The sequence below is a fragment of the Yersinia mollaretii ATCC 43969 genome (assembly GCF_013282725.1).
In the GTDB taxonomy this organism is placed as follows: Bacteria; Pseudomonadota; Gammaproteobacteria; order Enterobacterales; family Enterobacteriaceae; genus Yersinia; species Yersinia mollaretii.
The window spans coordinates 3,891,974-3,905,886 of the sequence record NZ_CP054043.1; the positions used below are offsets into that span (position 1 = coordinate 3,891,974).

Below are 13,913 nucleotides of genomic sequence, written 5' to 3' on the forward strand. Positions count from 1 at the left end.
TAGGCAAAATAAAACCCGCTTCGGCGGGTTTTTTTACGTAACGCTTAGGCTATCTGTTTCAATTTCTTAATTTCAATGCTTTCTAGCTTGCCATCTATTGATTTGACAAAATCGCGGAAATGTTGCGATTTATTATGTTTGTCCAGTGCTTCATCAGACGCCCAGCGCTCGAAAAATACAAAAGAACCCTTTTGGTCGTTTTCAGCGTGGAGATCATATTGCAGATTCCCCTTCTCCTCACGACTCGGTTCTATAATCTGATGAACCGCCTCTTTGACTTCATTCACAAATTCAGGCTTGGCCACTAAACTGGCAATGACTCGGACTTCCATCGTAATTCTCCCATACAGTACATTCAATTTGCGTATTTTATGGCTAATCAACCGCTCATCTTCGCGGACAACTTCATCTAAAGCCCCCCTATAAGATGCCCTTTTTGCACTATTTTCAACTCGCCACCCACAATGTTTTCAACTTAACCCTAACAATCAGATGCATCCTGCACACTTTCCGCTTATCCTTACACCCCGCCGGAAACAGCATTAAAAACCCGAAATCTCATCATGACTGCGGAGCTCGTTGAATGACTGCACAACCCCAAACCCTGAAAATTCGCCGCCCAGATGACTGGCATATTCACTTACGTGATGACGAAATGCTCAGTACCGTGCTGCCTTATACCTCCGAGGTGTTTGCCAGAGCTATTGTCATGCCGAATCTGGCCCCGCCCATTACCACTGTTGCCAGTGCTATTGCGTATCGGGATCGTATTCTGGCGGCTGTACCGACTGGGCATAAATTCACACCATTAATGACGTGTTATCTGACAGATACGCTTGATATCAATGAGCTGACCACCGGTTTTGAGCAAGGCGTATTTACGGCGGCAAAACTCTATCCGGCCAATGCCACCACCAACTCAAATCATGGTGTATCCGATATCCCAGCGATATATCCCTTGTTTGAGCAGATGCAAAAAATAGGTATGCCGCTGCTTATCCACGGTGAAGTCACGGACGCCGCAGTCGATATCTTTGATCGTGAAGCACGTTTTATTGATCAAATCATGGAACCGATTCGCCGCAAATTCCCTGAGCTAAAAATTGTCTTTGAGCATATCACCACCAAAGATGCTGCCGATTATGTACTGGCAGGCAATCGTTTTCTTGGTGCGACTATCACCCCGCAACATCTGATGTTTAACCGTAATCACATGTTAGTCGGTGGCATTCGCCCCCATTTATTCTGTCTGCCAATACTGAAACGCAGTACACATCAAGAAGCCTTGCGGCAGGTTATTGCCAGTGGCTCAGATCGTTTCTTCCTTGGAACCGACTCAGCACCTCACGCCAAACACCGCAAAGAGTCATCCTGTGGCTGTGCGGGGGTGTTCAATGCACCATCAGCACTGCCTGCTTATACAACCGTGTTTGAAGAGATGAACGCCCTACAGCATTTGGAAGCATTCTGTTCCTTAAATGGTCCGCGTTTCTATAACCTGCCGGTTAATGACGATTTTGTTGAGTTGGTTCGTATCCCCAGCCAACAACCGGAAGAGATTTCGCTGGGGAGCGAATCGATCGTTCCTTATCTGGCAGGCCAAAGCCTGAATTGGTCAGTTAAAAACTGATATTAATTAGGGGCAGAGAGTCTCACTCCCTGCCCTTGAAAAATTTTATATCAGTCACTTGCAACCTGAATACTTACACTGTATAAATAAACAGTATAAATATTCGGAGGGCCAGATATGCGTGTCGAAGTCAGTATTGATAAAAAAAACCAATTACCCGCAGGTGCTATCGAAGCGCTAACCCATGAATTAAGCAAACGGCTGGATTCAAAATTTCCGGACACCCGCACCACAGTGCAAGTGCGTTACGCCGGAGCAAATAACCTTTCTGTTTTGGGCGGTGCTAAAACAGATAAAGATCTGATCTCTGAAATATTACAAGAAATATGGGAAAGCGCTGACGATTGGTTTGACGCGAAGTAACCCACTACAATGCTGTTTTTGCCGGGGAGTCGCTCCTCGGCTTTTTTAAATAAAGCGTAAGCTATGCCGTTTACCTCAGCGCTTCTATCACTCTTCCTCGATTAATTAATCATCAGAAAATAAATAATTTGTAAAGATCCGTGGATAATCACCCAATTTATTAGCGGTTGCGTATACTGAAAAAGCTCACTTGATAAAGAGCCGCATTGATCCTCATTAGTCACTCCCGTCAGTAACTACTATATAAGGGGTCTTTATGGACAGAAATGATGAAGTTATTCAGACTCACCCGCTTGTCGGTTGGGATATCAGCACTGTGGATGTATACGACGCGATGATGATACGTCTTCATTACCTGTCTTCCATGGATCAGCCGCCAGAAGATGCGCTGGTTGATAGAACGCTCTGGTTAACGACCGATGTTGCACGCCAATTAATAAATATTTTAGAAGCAGGCATTGCTAAAATTGAGTCATCAGAATATCAAGATCTTGATCACCGTAAGCATTAATTTTTGTCCACCCATTAATTTCTCAATGCTCTCAAAAACAGGCACCAGTGAATATCACTTGGTGCTTTTTTATTAACCACTCCCACCGCCATAGGGTGAACATCCCTTTTTCTCCCCTCACTCCCGTGTTATTACTATCGTTTTAGTTTTTATTGTTTCTGAATTGAAATCGTTTTGGTCAATACTACGATAAATACGCACAACCAACCCAAAACGTGTCGAATAAAGCCAGCAACGATATTTTCCAAGGTGCAAAATATGGATTACGATTTGATTGTCATTGGTAGCGGTTCTGTTGGCTCTGCCGCTGGCTACTACGCCTCACAAGCCGGTTTAAACGTGCTGATGATTGACAGCGCGATGCCACCTCATCAATCTGGTAGCCACCATGGCGACACACGAATCATTCGCCATGCATATGGTGAAGGTGAGAAATATGTCCCGCTGGTATTACGTGCTCAGGCGCTTTGGGATCAACTGTCAGCGCAAACCGGTGAAAAGTTATTTCAGGCCAGTGGTGTGCTTAATTTGGGGCCAGATAATTCAACTTTTCTGCAAAATGCACAACAGAGCGCGCAACACTATCATTTGCCAGTAGAGACGTTAACGGCGGCGCAGGTCCGCGAAAAATGGCCAGTATTTGCCATCCCGGATAATTATGTTGGCGTGTTTGAGCCACAAGCGGGTTTTTTGCGTTCCGAATTAGCCATAAAAACATTAATTAAGGCTGTCACTGAGGCGGGCTGCGGTATCTTATTCAATTGCCCGGTCACCGCGATTGTCCCGCTGGATGAGGGGGTCGATGTCGTCACCATTGATGGTACCTACAGTGCTAAAAAGGTCGTGGTCACCGCCGGTACTTGGGTCAAAGAACTGATTCCCTCATTGCCCGTGACCGCAGTTCGCAAAGTCTTCTCCTGGCATCATGCCGATGGCCGCTATAGTGAAGAGAACCATTTCCCAGCCTTTACCGTAGAGACACCCGATAATATCCATTATTATGGTTTTCCCTCACAAAATGAGGAGCTTAAACTCGGCAAACATAATGGCGGGCAACCTATCGAGTCAGCGGCACAGCGCAAACCTTTTGGCAGTTACGCCGAAGATGGTACGGAAGTTTTTGGATTTTTACGGAATTTTTTGCCAGGTGTCGGCGTCTGCCTGCGGGGTGCCTCATGTAGCTATGATATGAGCCCTGATGAAGACTTCATCATTGATACGCTACCGGATAACAGGGATATTATGGTGGTGACGGGCTTAAGTGGTCATGGGTTTAAATTTGCGACTGCGTTGGGGGAAGTGGCAGCGTTCTTCGCACAAAATAAGCCGTCACCCATTGATATTTCTGCTTTTTCTTTGTCTCGCTTCGCTCACCCTTAGCCTCAAAACGTCCCTCTTCGCTTCCCCCATTTTTATCGGCGACTATTTTAATAAAAAATAAGTCGCCTCGTTTTTATTTATGTCATTTATACCTATTTTTTGGTATAAAGTGTTGCTGCTTTCATGGCATACATAACATTTACTCGTGTATTCCGTTTAAATCGCTCGATAATCCCGAATTGACGTTTTAGGTATCTGAGGCTTACCTTAACCTTGTATGCGGCCAGGTATGGTTGCTGTTAGACAAGGATGTATGTCACATGAAAATATTAATTATTGATGAATGCTTTTATACCCGATCCGGGGTAAATACTTATTTTAATAGCTCTGTATCGCTTAATTTAATGGATTCACCTACTGTCGAGCAGGCGACATTAGCTATTAATGATTTTTCTCCCGATATCATTATTGTTAATCTGACGAAATATTGTCGATTCGGCGGGCACTGCCCATTACTTGAACAATTTTTAAATTGTTGTGGTAAAGCTAAAGTCTATATCTATCTGGATGCCTCCTACCCATTCAGTGAAACCCCCATTCCCTTGACTGATTCAGTCTCCATTTTGGCAAAAAGGTATTTACCGGAACTGCTGCAAAAGCTTGCGGATATATCAAATGATATGCGCAAACCGCATTTGCCCTGCCCATCATCGCTGTTTAGTCCGCAAGAGCATAAAGTGATGTGCTACTGGATGATGGAGATGCCCAATTACCGTATTGCCAGAAAATTGAATATCAGTGATAGCACCGTTTATTCGCATAAACGACATATTACCGAGAAAATCAAAGTTAGAAATCGGCTGGAGCTATGCTTTATTTATAATGTTTTTAAGTATTTATATTGAAATCATTATTAATTAAGCCAACACATAAGTAATTTTGATAGAAATGTAACCGGATTAATATCGCTGAAAATAACTTGCGGTTAGAAAAATGGTTACATTTAATTTGATGTTTTTGATGAAACACCGACTATTTCATGGCTCTGATTATCCAGACACCCACTGTTCTATCTGTTTCCAGATACTGGAATTTAGTCTGCTAGCTTGTTGTTTGCTAAATTAAAACTCCCTATAATGAGCAACGATTTTAGCCACAGGCAGCCAGTATGTTAGATAAATTGCTCTCGATGGTTATCAATAATGTGCGAGAGCACCTATTGCTCTATATCTGCCTATGGTTGATTCTGCTGGCATTAGATATTTATTTCTTTTTCTATTAATCTAATTAATGCCTCGATACTGCTTAACCTCTCTTCACTCTTCAGGCCAACGGGTGGCAATTCACCCGAGGCCCGTAGACGATAACAACTAGCCTGCGCTACTCAGTTTTGGCCGGTTTACCGTCACTCAGTAAAACTGCAAATTTATACCCCGCGGGGGTTAGCTCAAGTGCAATCTTAGCAATGATGGTTAAGGGAACGGAGAGCAGCATACCTATTGGCCCTAATAGCCAGCCCCAGAAAATCAGTGATAAGAACACTACCAATGTTGATAGCCCCAAACCACGGCCCATCATTCGTGGATCAATAATATTACCGCCAATCAGGTTGATTAGAATGTAGCCGCCAGTAACCGCAAAAGCATCAGCAAAACCGTTAAACAGTAGCGCCTGAATAATAGGCGGAATAGCCGCTAATACTGACCCGATGTTGGGAATGTAATTCAGAACAAAAGCCAACAGCCCCCAGAGGAAAGCAAATCTGACGCCCATCGCCGCTAGGAATAACCAGATAACAATCCCCGTCGCGATGCTAATAATGGTTTTGATTACCAGATAGTGAGTTACCCCATTCAGCGCACGTTTGAGAATCGCATTGCCCTGCTCTGGATTATCAAACATAAGCTGCATTTTATAAGGCAAGCGTTCCACTTCAAATAACATAAAGACTACGGTCATCAGCAATAAGAAGGTGCTCGCCATCGCCCCGGAAAGATGGCTCAGCAGCCGGGTAACAAAGTTCACGGCAGTGCTGGGATCGACATGCTTCATGATGTCATCCACTGAGAACTCAATATTAAAGCGCATGGCGAACTCTTGCAGATCGCGCATTTTCTCCAGCATCATGCCACGATATTGCGGTAATGAGCGGGCAAATTCATTTAATGAAACACCCAAACGGCTAAAGAGCAGTGCCATCAGTAAAATAATGAGGGTGACCAATAAGACAATTGCCAGCGTACGGGGGATTTTTATTTTCTCAAGTAATTTCACCAATGGATTCAGTACAATAGAGAGAAAAATAGCCAGTAAGAATGGCACTACAATCGGTGATGCCGCTTTAATTCCGGCCATAATTACCACCAGCATTGCCAGCATAGCAACCAGCCGTAACCCTTGGTGACTTACCACAGGTGTTGTCATTATCAATCCTTGTATTGGAACTGCCACCGCTCAAAATGGCAAAAAAAAGACGCTATCGAATAAAATAACCGACAACGCCTCTCTTTAATAGTATAACCCGCAGGTTAACATCCAGATTAATTAGGTATCACTCTTTATTATCCGCACCCTTTTCTGGCATTGGAATATGCATAGTGGTTTGCAACAGCCCTTTCGATTTATTAAAAATCTTGATGCCGTTCTCACGCCCTGCCCGACGAGAGCGTTGCTCTTCCTGCGGCAATTTCAGCTCTTCTTGGCAAATCTGACTACAGCAACCTTCAAATTTAGCCGCGCAAACTGGGCACTGAATAAACAGCAAGTGGCAACCATCATTTTTGCAATTGGTATGCGCATCACAAGCGGTACCACATTGATGGCAATGCGCGATAATATCGTCAGAAATCCGCTCGCCCATCCGCTCATCAAAAACAAAATTTTTGCCGATAAATTTCAACGGCAAACCTTGCTCTTTCGCTTTGCGGGCATATTCAATGATCCCACCTTCAACGTGATAAACGTTTTTAAAGCCGTTGTGTAACATGTAGGCGCTGGCTTTTTCGCAGCGAATCCCGCCGGTACAGTACATGACAATATTCTTCTCTTTGTCATGTTGCAGCATGTCAACCGCCATCGGCAGTTGCTCACGGAAGGTATCAGACGGCACTTCTATCGCGTTTTCGAAATGGCCCACTTCGTATTCATAGTGGTTACGCATATCAACAAACAAGGTATCTGGGTCATCAATCATTTGATTGACCTGATCCGCTTTCAGATAGTGCCCCACATTGCTGGGATCAAAGCTGTCGTCATCAATGCCGTCAGCCACAATGCGCTCACGAACTTTCAGGCGCAGCACCCAAAATGACTTACCGTCATCTTCATGGGCCACATTCAGGCGCACCTGATCCAGTGCCGGGTGTGAGGCAAACAGCGCGGCTTTGAATTCGTCATAGCGGTTAGCGGGCACACTAATTTGGGCATTGATCCCCTCTTTCGCCACATAAACCCGGCCAAATACCCCGAGTTTAACGAATTGACTGTAGAGGCTATCGCGGAAGGCTTTGGCATCTTCTAAGGTGAAATATTTATAAAAAGAAACTGTGGTGCGCGGTTCGGTTTCAGCCAACATGCGCGCTTTAAGTTCCTCATTAGAAATTCGGTTATGTAACACTGGCATGGTGTACGTTCCTGTCTTTCAAAGAGGTTACTGATAGATATTTAATTACTGCTCAATGGGTTACGTCAGCCATTAGATGGCGAACTAAGGTCATTCATCGCGCAATAGAACTGATATAGTGGGCACCGGCTTCCCCGTGCGGCGCATATAATACCTGAAACAGTGAGGCGACACATCATTAGCGCTTACCCATCGCGCAGCACATCACGCCACGAGCAATGCCCATTGCCCGGTTTTATCCCTTTCAGTGATGATCCTCATCGGCAAAATTCACACGATCAGTAAAGCCAGAGACAATAATCCCGGCTAGCAGGGCAATTCCGGCGGCGATCAGCAATGATTTCGTCTGCCAATAGGCTCCGAAGTAACCCAACAGGCCGCCGACAGCCAATAACCCCGCACTGAATTTTGCTGCTGACATTACCAATTCTCCGCTGAATGCTGATGATGCTTATTTATACATCAAAAGCATCATCATTCAGATTGATTTTTGGTTAATTTGCATTCAGATCTGTGACTTATCTGTCGGAATATTCAACGAAATGGCTTTTTGGTGCGGTCTTTTTTCCCGTAGCACGCTAAAAATGCCACAATGGTCTATCTTCAACCACTGATGAGACAGCTAAACAGGTTGGCATGGACTGCCCCTCAAGATTCACTAATGCGCTATATTCATTACTGCATTACATGTCCGCCATCATGAATAATTGTTAACTGTCCCAATGAATTACAATGACGCTGAGAACAGATATGCAAGTTCCCTCTTTTGATCGATCACTGCTACACCCTCGTTATTGGCTGACTTGGATCGGCCTCGGCATTCTCTACCTGTTAGTACTGCTCCCCTACCCCGCTATCTATTCCATGGGCACTTCGCTGGGCCGCTTCTCTATGCGTTTTCTCAAACGGCGTAAACGGATCACGCAGCGCAATCTGGAGCTGTGCTTCCCCGACATGCCGCAAGCGGAGCGCGATCTGCTGCTGGTGAAGAATTTTGAGTCAGTCGGAATGGGGCTATTTGAAACCGGCATGGCTTGGTTTTGGCCGAACTGGCGAATTGAGCGCTGGTGCAGTGTCAGCGGGCTAGAGCACATCCAGAAAGCCCGTGATGAGGGCAAAGGGGTGCTGCTGATTGGTTTACATTTTCTGACGCTGGAGCTGGGTGCCCGCATCTTCGGTATCTACAATCCGGGGATTGGCGTCTATCGCCCCCATGATAATAAGGCCATGGACTGGATGCAGACGTGGGGGCGGATGCGCTCCAATAAAGCCATGCTGGACCGCAAAGACCTGAAAGGGATGGTCCGCAGCCTAAAACAGGGCGAGATTATCTGGTACGCGCCGGATCATGATTACGGCCCGCGCAGCAGTGTCTTTGTGCCGCTATTCGCCGTCGATCAAGCGGCCACCACCACCGGGACTTACCTGCTGGTGCGCATGGGCAAACCGGCGGTGATTCCCTTCACGCCACGGCGTTTGCCGGATGGTAAAGGCTATCAACTGATTTTGCAGCCCGCTGTTGAAAACTTCCCGCTGGAAAACGAAGTCGTGGCCGCCGCCTTTATGAATAAAGTGATCGAAAAAGAGATTACCCAAGCCACTGACCAGTATATGTGGCTGCATCGGCGGTTTAAAACCCGTCCAGAGGGTGCACCTTCGCTCTATGAGTAGACCTGCTTATTCCGAAAGGCAATAACACGAATGATAATGAGAATTAGTTTATATCAGTTTTTTTGATATAGTCTGTCAGTTTTATCCGGTAGAAACATGGCATCTATCTGACAGATAATTAAAAGTAATTAATGCTAGTTATTATGTGGTTATTTCCTTAATAGGGGTCTACTTATGTTGGCAAGTTTAAATCTCTGGTTCACACGGTTAACAAATCATCAAGACGGCGGCAAACTCTTATTGCGCCTGACGTTCGGTATTTTGATGCTGTTCCATGGCGTAGCTAAAATTCAGCACGGCACCAGTTGGATTGCTGAATCTTTACAGGCGCAAGGTATTCCCAGTTTTGTGGCTTATGGCGTTTACATTGGCGAAATCATTACCCCACTGCTGATTATTCTGGGTCTGTTCACTCGCCCTGCGGCCTTTATTTATGCGGTTAACCTGCTGGTGGCCGTGTTGATGGTCGGGACAGGTAAATTCTTTACCCTGACTCAGGTCGGTGCATGGGGTCTGGAAAACGAAGCCATGTACTTCCTTGGCGGTATCGCCATTATGTTACTGGGGAGTGGCCGTTACTCGGTGACCAAGAATGAAGCTTATCGCTAAGCCCTTCGCGGGGATAGAAAGCCCTTAGCGTGATAGACAACCCTTAGCGGTGACAGAAAGCCACTCCACGGATTTCGGGAGTGGTTTTTTTATGTGTGAGGCCCACGGCTTAGCACTAAACGAAATAAACATATTCCGCCATTTCAAACTGACATTCCATTTTAACAAAAACTCACATTCATCTTATTGATGTCACCCCCTCATAAGCGCATACTTATCAAGCTAACTGTTTTCTTCTTGCGCTTTGCCCCTTCAAACGCCCAATCGACGAATAGAGAGATGCAAAGCGATCTGCCTGTTTAATAACAGTCCATTTGTTTAAAAACAATCACTTGCATATTCGGTAGATTATGACTCCGGCACGACAACCAGTTAATTGGAAGCGAAACCTCTTTGTCACTTGGCTAGGCTGCTTTCTCACTGGCGCGGCCTTTAGTTTGATCATGCCCTTCCTGCCACTCTATGTGGAGGAGCTAGGTGTGAGCGGTCACCAATCACTGAACATGTGGTCTGGGTTGGTGTTCAGTATCACCTTCTTATTTTCGGCTATCGCCGCCCCTTTCTGGGGGAGCCTTGCTGATCGCAAAGGCCGCAAAGTGATGCTGTTGCGCTCCGCATTGGGTATGGGGATTGTGATGGTGTTGATGGGGATGGCGCAAAATATCTGGCAATTTCTAGCATTACGCGCACTGCTGGGCTTGCTGGGGGGCTTTATTCCGAATGCCAATGCGCTGATTGCCACGCAAGTGCCGCGCAGCCGAAGCGGCTGGGCATTGGGCACCCTCTCCACCGGTGGGGTCAGTGGCGCGCTAATTGGGCCACTGATTGGCGGCCTGCTGGCAGATAACTATGGCTTGCGCCCGGTGTTCTTTATTACCGCAGGGGTGCTGTTTCTCTGCTTTGCGATGACTTGGTTGTATGTCAGAGAGCAATTTTCCCCCGTGCTGAAGAAAGATATGCTGAATGGGCGGCAAGTGTTTAACTCGCTGAAAAACCCTAAGTTAATCCTCAGCCTGTTTATCACCACCATGATCATTCAGGTGGCAACTGGCTCCATTGCCCCGATCCTGACACTCTATGTGCGCGAGTTGGCGGGTGACATTCATAATTTGGCCTTTGTCAGTGGCATGATTGCCTCAGTACCGGGGGTCGCGGCGCTGATGAGTGCCCCGCGATTAGGCAAGCTGGGGGATAGAATCGGCCCAGAGCGCATTCTGATTGCCATGTTGGCACTCTCAGTGCTGATACTGATTCCGATGGCCTTTGTTCAGACCCCGTTGCAACTGGGCATTCTGCGCTTTTTATTGGGGGCGACGGATGGCGCGCTACTGCCTGCGGTGCAAACACTATTGATTTATAACTGCACCAATCAGGTGGCAGGCCGAATTTTCAGCTATAACCAGTCGTTTCGTGATGTCGGTAATGTCAGTGGCCCGCTGCTTGGAGCGGCGGTCTCCGCCAGTTACGGCTTCCGCGCTGTCTTCTGCGTCACAGCCGCCGTGGTGCTGTTTAATGCCCTTTACTCCTACTGGTGTTTACAGCGCCATCCGGCAAAACCACGGCAGCACGATGTTCAACAAACGCAAGACAGATAACCTGGCGCCTGCGCCCTAACAGTCAACATCCGTCTACACGCCGGGATAAAAAACACCCGCTTTCCGGCGTTTTTCTCGGCGCTTTGCTCTGTATCCTCCTCACCTCTGTGATCTCCCGATAAAAAGCCGAAAAAATAATCACATTCAGCTTTAACTGGTTGATAATTGTTATGAGTATCGACTTTTCATCTAAAAATACGATATAAGACCCGACAGATAACAAAAAACGACGTTAATATGACGTTAAATTCTAAGGGATGACTTTATGCAAACCTCCATTAACTCGTCAGGTGGCCGAACGTTCTTTGGCCATCCTTATCCGCTCAGCGGACTGTTTTTGTCTGAAATGTGGGAGCGCTTCTCATTTTACGGCATCCGCCCCCTGCTGATTCTGTTTATGGCCGCCACGGTTTTTGATGGCGGTATGGGTCTGCCCCGCGAACAAGCTTCGGCTATCGTCGGCATCTTTGCCGGTAGCATGTATCTGGCCGCCCTGCCCGGCGGCTGGCTGGCGGATAACTGGCTCGGTCAGCAACGCGCGGTCTGGTATGGCTCGATTCTGATTGCGCTGGGTCACTTGTCGATCGCCTTATCGGCCTTCTTCGGCAATGACCTGTTCTTTATCGGTTTAGTGTTTATCGTGCTGGGTACAGGGCTGTTCAAAACCTGTATTTCGGTGATGGTCGGGACACTGTATAAGCCGGGTGATGCTCGCCGCGACGGGGGCTTCTCCCTGTTCTATATGGGCATCAATATGGGGTCGTTTATCGCGCCGCTGCTCTCTGGCTGGCTGCTTAAGACCCACGGCTGGCATTGGGGCTTTGGTATTGGCGGGATTGGGATGCTGGTGGCATTGCTGATTTTCCGTTACATCGCCATCCCATCAATGAAACGCTATGACGCCGAAGTGGGTTTAGACTCAAGCTGGAATCGGCCGACCAATAAACGCCAAGGTGTGGGCAAGTGGGTGGCGGCCATTATGGTGCTGGTCGTGGCGATCATCGCGCTGATTTCAAATGGGATTATCCCGATTAACCCAGTGCTGGTGGCCAGCTTGCTGGTCTATCTGATTGCCGCCTCGGTGACCCTCTATTTCGTCTATCTGTTCGCCTTCGCCAAGTTGAGCCGTAAAGATCGCGCCCGCTTGCTGGTGTGCTTTATTCTGCTGGTTTCAGCGGCCTTCTTCTGGTCCGCTTTCGAGCAGAAACCCACCTCCTTTAACCTGTTTGCCAATGACTACACCAACCGCAACTTGATGGGTTTTGAGATCCCAACCGTCTGGTTCCAGTCGATTAACGCGCTGTTTATCATTATCTTAGCGCCAGTATTCAGTTGGGCATGGCCAGCACTGGCGAAGAAGAAGATTCAGCCTAGCAGCATCACTAAATTCGTGATTGGGATTTTATGTGCTGCCGCCGGTTTCGCGGTGATGATGTACGCGGCACAGCATGTGCTTAACAGTGGCGGTGAAGGGGTCTCCCCGCTGTGGCTGGTGATGAGTATTCTGTTGCTGACACTGGGTGAGTTGTGTCTCAGCCCGATTGGCTTGGCGACCATGACCTTATTGGCACCGGAGAGAATGCGCGGTCAGGTTATGGGGCTGTGGTTCTGCGCTAGTTCGCTGGGTAACTTGGCGGCGGGCTTGATTGGCGGGCATGTGAAAGCCGATCAGCTCGATATGTTGCCGACTCTATTTGCGCGCTGCTCAATTGCTCTGGTGATCTGTGCTGCCGTGCTGATCCTGCTTATCGTGCCGATTCGTCGGATGATGAATAACACCCAAGGGCAGCAAGCCGCCTGATTATTACTGTTTACTCTCGATAAATAAAACTCCGTTCACTTAAGCTACTTTGAGTGAACGGGGTTTTTGTATTACTAATTTAACGGGTTGTTATTACATCAAATCCTGTCGGTTAGAAGTAACGTTCAAATTGATACCAAAACCTCTCTGGGTTCCATTACCCAAACTACTCATTAAATCATCTTTTTTTATTTTTTTATCATCAAGCTTGGAAGAAAATTCCGTTTTTTTACTCTCACTTTGTGTAGTGATTTTTGTTAACGCAGTTTTCAGGCCAACCAGTGAAGCCATTTTTTCGTCTTTCATCGCTGAACCCTGCGCGTTCAGTGTACTAATCATCGTATCGATTTTTTGGTTAAAAGAATTTGCCTCAGACTGGCTGATTCGATTAAACGGTCCCTGAGTAGGATTGTTTTTTATTTCCTTCATCATGCTTGTCAGTGATTTCATATCTGCTTTATGAAAACGACTGTCATTCGTGGTATTTTTGAACGCAGTAGTAACAACTCTGTTGAGATTCCCTACGCTAAAGCTCATATTGACTCCTAATAATATTAATCATTGATGGTTTTATTAGGCGTGATAATGAGCCAGCGACTCATACAAATCTTGTATAAATCGATTCTAAGCTGACAACAGAACAATCCCCAGTAACAGTGTGCGGATGATGATATTGGGTCGTTGTATCAGTTTAACGATGAGATTCACGTAATCACTCTTTTAGCTTCGCAGAACAAAAAAAACGGGCAATACATGATGTATGCCCGTTCTTTGTCAGTATAACAATCACT

The 13,913-nt window shown here is 46.6% G+C and carries 15 protein-coding genes; 10 read left to right on the plus strand and 5 right to left on the minus strand.

The annotated features are described in order from the left end of the window. Nucleotides 1-44 precede the first annotated feature (44 nt). A complete protein-coding gene (locus HRD69_RS17385; RefSeq protein ID WP_004873854.1) occupies nt 45-332 on the minus strand; it encodes a putative quinol monooxygenase in 288 nt (95 codons plus the stop codon). Between the two features lie 251 nt (nt 333-583). Here HRD69_RS17385 and pyrC point away from each other — a divergent pair, with 251 nt between their 5' ends. The 6 genes from pyrC to HRD69_RS17415 all read left to right on the plus strand — a co-directional run bounded on the left by pyrC (nt 584) and on the right by HRD69_RS17415 (nt 5,106). Further along, on the plus strand, nt 584-1,630 hold the full coding sequence (pyrC, locus tag HRD69_RS17390; RefSeq protein WP_004873853.1) for a dihydroorotase: 1,047 nt from the start codon (nt 584-586) through the stop codon (nt 1,628-1,630). 117 nt (nt 1,631-1,747) lie between these two features. Continuing rightward, nucleotides 1,748-1,993 carry a DNA damage-inducible protein I gene (gene dinI, locus HRD69_RS17395; RefSeq protein ID WP_004873852.1) on the plus strand — a complete coding sequence of 82 codons (246 nt, stop codon included), beginning with the start codon at nt 1,748-1,750 and terminating at the stop codon, nt 1,991-1,993. 256 nt (nt 1,994-2,249) lie between these two features. Continuing rightward, nucleotides 2,250-2,504, plus strand: a complete 255-nt coding sequence (bssS, locus tag HRD69_RS17400) for a biofilm formation regulator BssS (protein ID WP_032813201.1) — start codon at nt 2,250-2,252, stop codon at nt 2,502-2,504. A 258-nt stretch (nt 2,505-2,762) separates the two neighbouring features. Continuing rightward, nucleotides 2,763-3,884 (plus strand): N-methyl-L-tryptophan oxidase, encoded by a 1,122-nt coding sequence (gene solA / locus HRD69_RS17405; protein ID WP_172984627.1) that lies wholly within the window; start codon nt 2,763-2,765, stop codon nt 3,882-3,884. A gap of 260 nt (nt 3,885-4,144) precedes the next feature. After that, nucleotides 4,145-4,729: a LuxR C-terminal-related transcriptional regulator gene (locus HRD69_RS17410; protein ID WP_004873848.1), complete on the plus strand. Its 585-nt coding sequence runs from the start codon at nt 4,145-4,147 to the stop codon at nt 4,727-4,729. A 263-nt stretch (nt 4,730-4,992) separates the two neighbouring features. Further along, on the plus strand, nt 4,993-5,106 hold the full coding sequence (locus HRD69_RS17415; RefSeq protein ID WP_004873847.1) for a DUF2770 family protein: 114 nt from the start codon (nt 4,993-4,995) through the stop codon (nt 5,104-5,106). Between the two features lie 98 nt (nt 5,107-5,204). On the opposite strand, the gene HRD69_RS17420 is transcribed toward HRD69_RS17415, so the two are convergent. The 3 genes from HRD69_RS17420 to HRD69_RS17430 all read right to left on the minus strand — a co-directional run bounded on the left by HRD69_RS17420 (nt 5,205) and on the right by HRD69_RS17430 (nt 7,867). Continuing rightward, on the minus strand, nt 5,205-6,248 hold the full coding sequence (locus HRD69_RS17420) for an AI-2E family transporter (protein WP_032813199.1): 1,044 nt from the start codon (nt 6,246-6,248) through the stop codon (nt 5,205-5,207). A 127-nt stretch (nt 6,249-6,375) separates the two neighbouring features. Next, entirely contained in the window at nt 6,376-7,446 is a 1,071-nt protein-coding gene (gene trhO / locus HRD69_RS17425; protein WP_004873845.1) for an oxygen-dependent tRNA uridine(34) hydroxylase TrhO, read from the minus strand. A 244-nt stretch (nt 7,447-7,690) separates the two neighbouring features. After that, nucleotides 7,691-7,867 (minus strand): hypothetical protein, encoded by a 177-nt coding sequence (locus HRD69_RS17430; RefSeq protein ID WP_004873844.1) that lies wholly within the window; start codon nt 7,865-7,867, stop codon nt 7,691-7,693. A gap of 329 nt (nt 7,868-8,196) precedes the next feature. Here HRD69_RS17430 and HRD69_RS17435 point away from each other — a divergent pair, with 329 nt between their 5' ends. The 4 genes from HRD69_RS17435 (at nt 8,197) to HRD69_RS17450 (ending at nt 13,122) form a co-directional block, all read left to right on the plus strand. After that, entirely contained in the window at nt 8,197-9,117 is a 921-nt protein-coding gene (locus HRD69_RS17435) for a Kdo(2)-lipid IV(A) acyltransferase (RefSeq protein ID WP_004873843.1), read from the plus strand. Nucleotides 9,118-9,291: 174 nt separating this feature from the next. Next, nucleotides 9,292-9,726: a DoxX family protein gene (locus HRD69_RS17440; RefSeq protein WP_004873842.1), complete on the plus strand. Its 435-nt coding sequence runs from the start codon at nt 9,292-9,294 to the stop codon at nt 9,724-9,726. Nucleotides 9,727-10,076: 350 nt separating this feature from the next. Continuing rightward, complete coding sequence (gene mdtG, locus HRD69_RS17445; protein ID WP_032813197.1) at nt 10,077-11,321, plus strand: multidrug efflux MFS transporter MdtG; 1,245 nt, start codon at nt 10,077-10,079, stop codon at nt 11,319-11,321. A gap of 265 nt (nt 11,322-11,586) precedes the next feature. Then, nucleotides 11,587-13,122 carry a peptide MFS transporter gene (locus tag HRD69_RS17450; protein ID WP_004873840.1) on the plus strand — a complete coding sequence of 512 codons (1,536 nt, stop codon included), beginning with the start codon at nt 11,587-11,589 and terminating at the stop codon, nt 13,120-13,122. Between the two features lie 93 nt (nt 13,123-13,215). Here HRD69_RS17450 and HRD69_RS17455 read toward each other — a convergent pair whose 3' ends face one another. Further along, the gene (locus HRD69_RS17455; protein WP_032813195.1) at nt 13,216-13,659 is read right to left on the minus strand and encodes a hypothetical protein; all 444 of its coding nucleotides are present in this window, start codon (nt 13,657-13,659) and stop codon (nt 13,216-13,218) included. Nucleotides 13,660-13,913: the final 254 nt, after the last annotated feature.

Bases quoted from the DNA above. Each gene is read 5' to 3' on its own strand.
- HRD69_RS17385 (WP_004873854.1), bottom strand. From the start codon at position 332: ATGGAAGTCCGAGTCATTGCCAGTTTAGTGGCCAAGCCTGAATTTGTG.
- pyrC (WP_004873853.1), top strand. From the start codon at position 584: ATGACTGCACAACCCCAAACCCTGAAAATTCGCCGCCCAGATGACTGG.
- dinI (WP_004873852.1), top strand. From the start codon at position 1,748: ATGCGTGTCGAAGTCAGTATTGATAAAAAAAACCAATTACCCGCAGGT.
- bssS (WP_032813201.1), top strand. From the start codon at position 2,250: ATGGACAGAAATGATGAAGTTATTCAGACTCACCCGCTTGTCGGTTGG.
- solA (WP_172984627.1), top strand. From the start codon at position 2,763: ATGGATTACGATTTGATTGTCATTGGTAGCGGTTCTGTTGGCTCTGCC.
- HRD69_RS17410 (WP_004873848.1), top strand. From the start codon at position 4,145: ATGAAAATATTAATTATTGATGAATGCTTTTATACCCGATCCGGGGTA.
- HRD69_RS17415 (WP_004873847.1), top strand. From the start codon at position 4,993: ATGTTAGATAAATTGCTCTCGATGGTTATCAATAATGTGCGAGAGCAC.
- HRD69_RS17420 (WP_032813199.1), bottom strand. From the start codon at position 6,248: ATGACAACACCTGTGGTAAGTCACCAAGGGTTACGGCTGGTTGCTATG.
- trhO (WP_004873845.1), bottom strand. From the start codon at position 7,446: ATGCCAGTGTTACATAACCGAATTTCTAATGAGGAACTTAAAGCGCGC.
- HRD69_RS17430 (WP_004873844.1), bottom strand. From the start codon at position 7,867: ATGTCAGCAGCAAAATTCAGTGCGGGGTTATTGGCTGTCGGCGGCCTG.
- HRD69_RS17435 (WP_004873843.1), top strand. From the start codon at position 8,197: ATGCAAGTTCCCTCTTTTGATCGATCACTGCTACACCCTCGTTATTGG.
- HRD69_RS17440 (WP_004873842.1), top strand. From the start codon at position 9,292: ATGTTGGCAAGTTTAAATCTCTGGTTCACACGGTTAACAAATCATCAA.
- mdtG (WP_032813197.1), top strand. From the start codon at position 10,077: ATGACTCCGGCACGACAACCAGTTAATTGGAAGCGAAACCTCTTTGTC.
- HRD69_RS17450 (WP_004873840.1), top strand. From the start codon at position 11,587: ATGCAAACCTCCATTAACTCGTCAGGTGGCCGAACGTTCTTTGGCCAT.
- HRD69_RS17455 (WP_032813195.1), bottom strand. From the start codon at position 13,659: ATGAGCTTTAGCGTAGGGAATCTCAACAGAGTTGTTACTACTGCGTTC.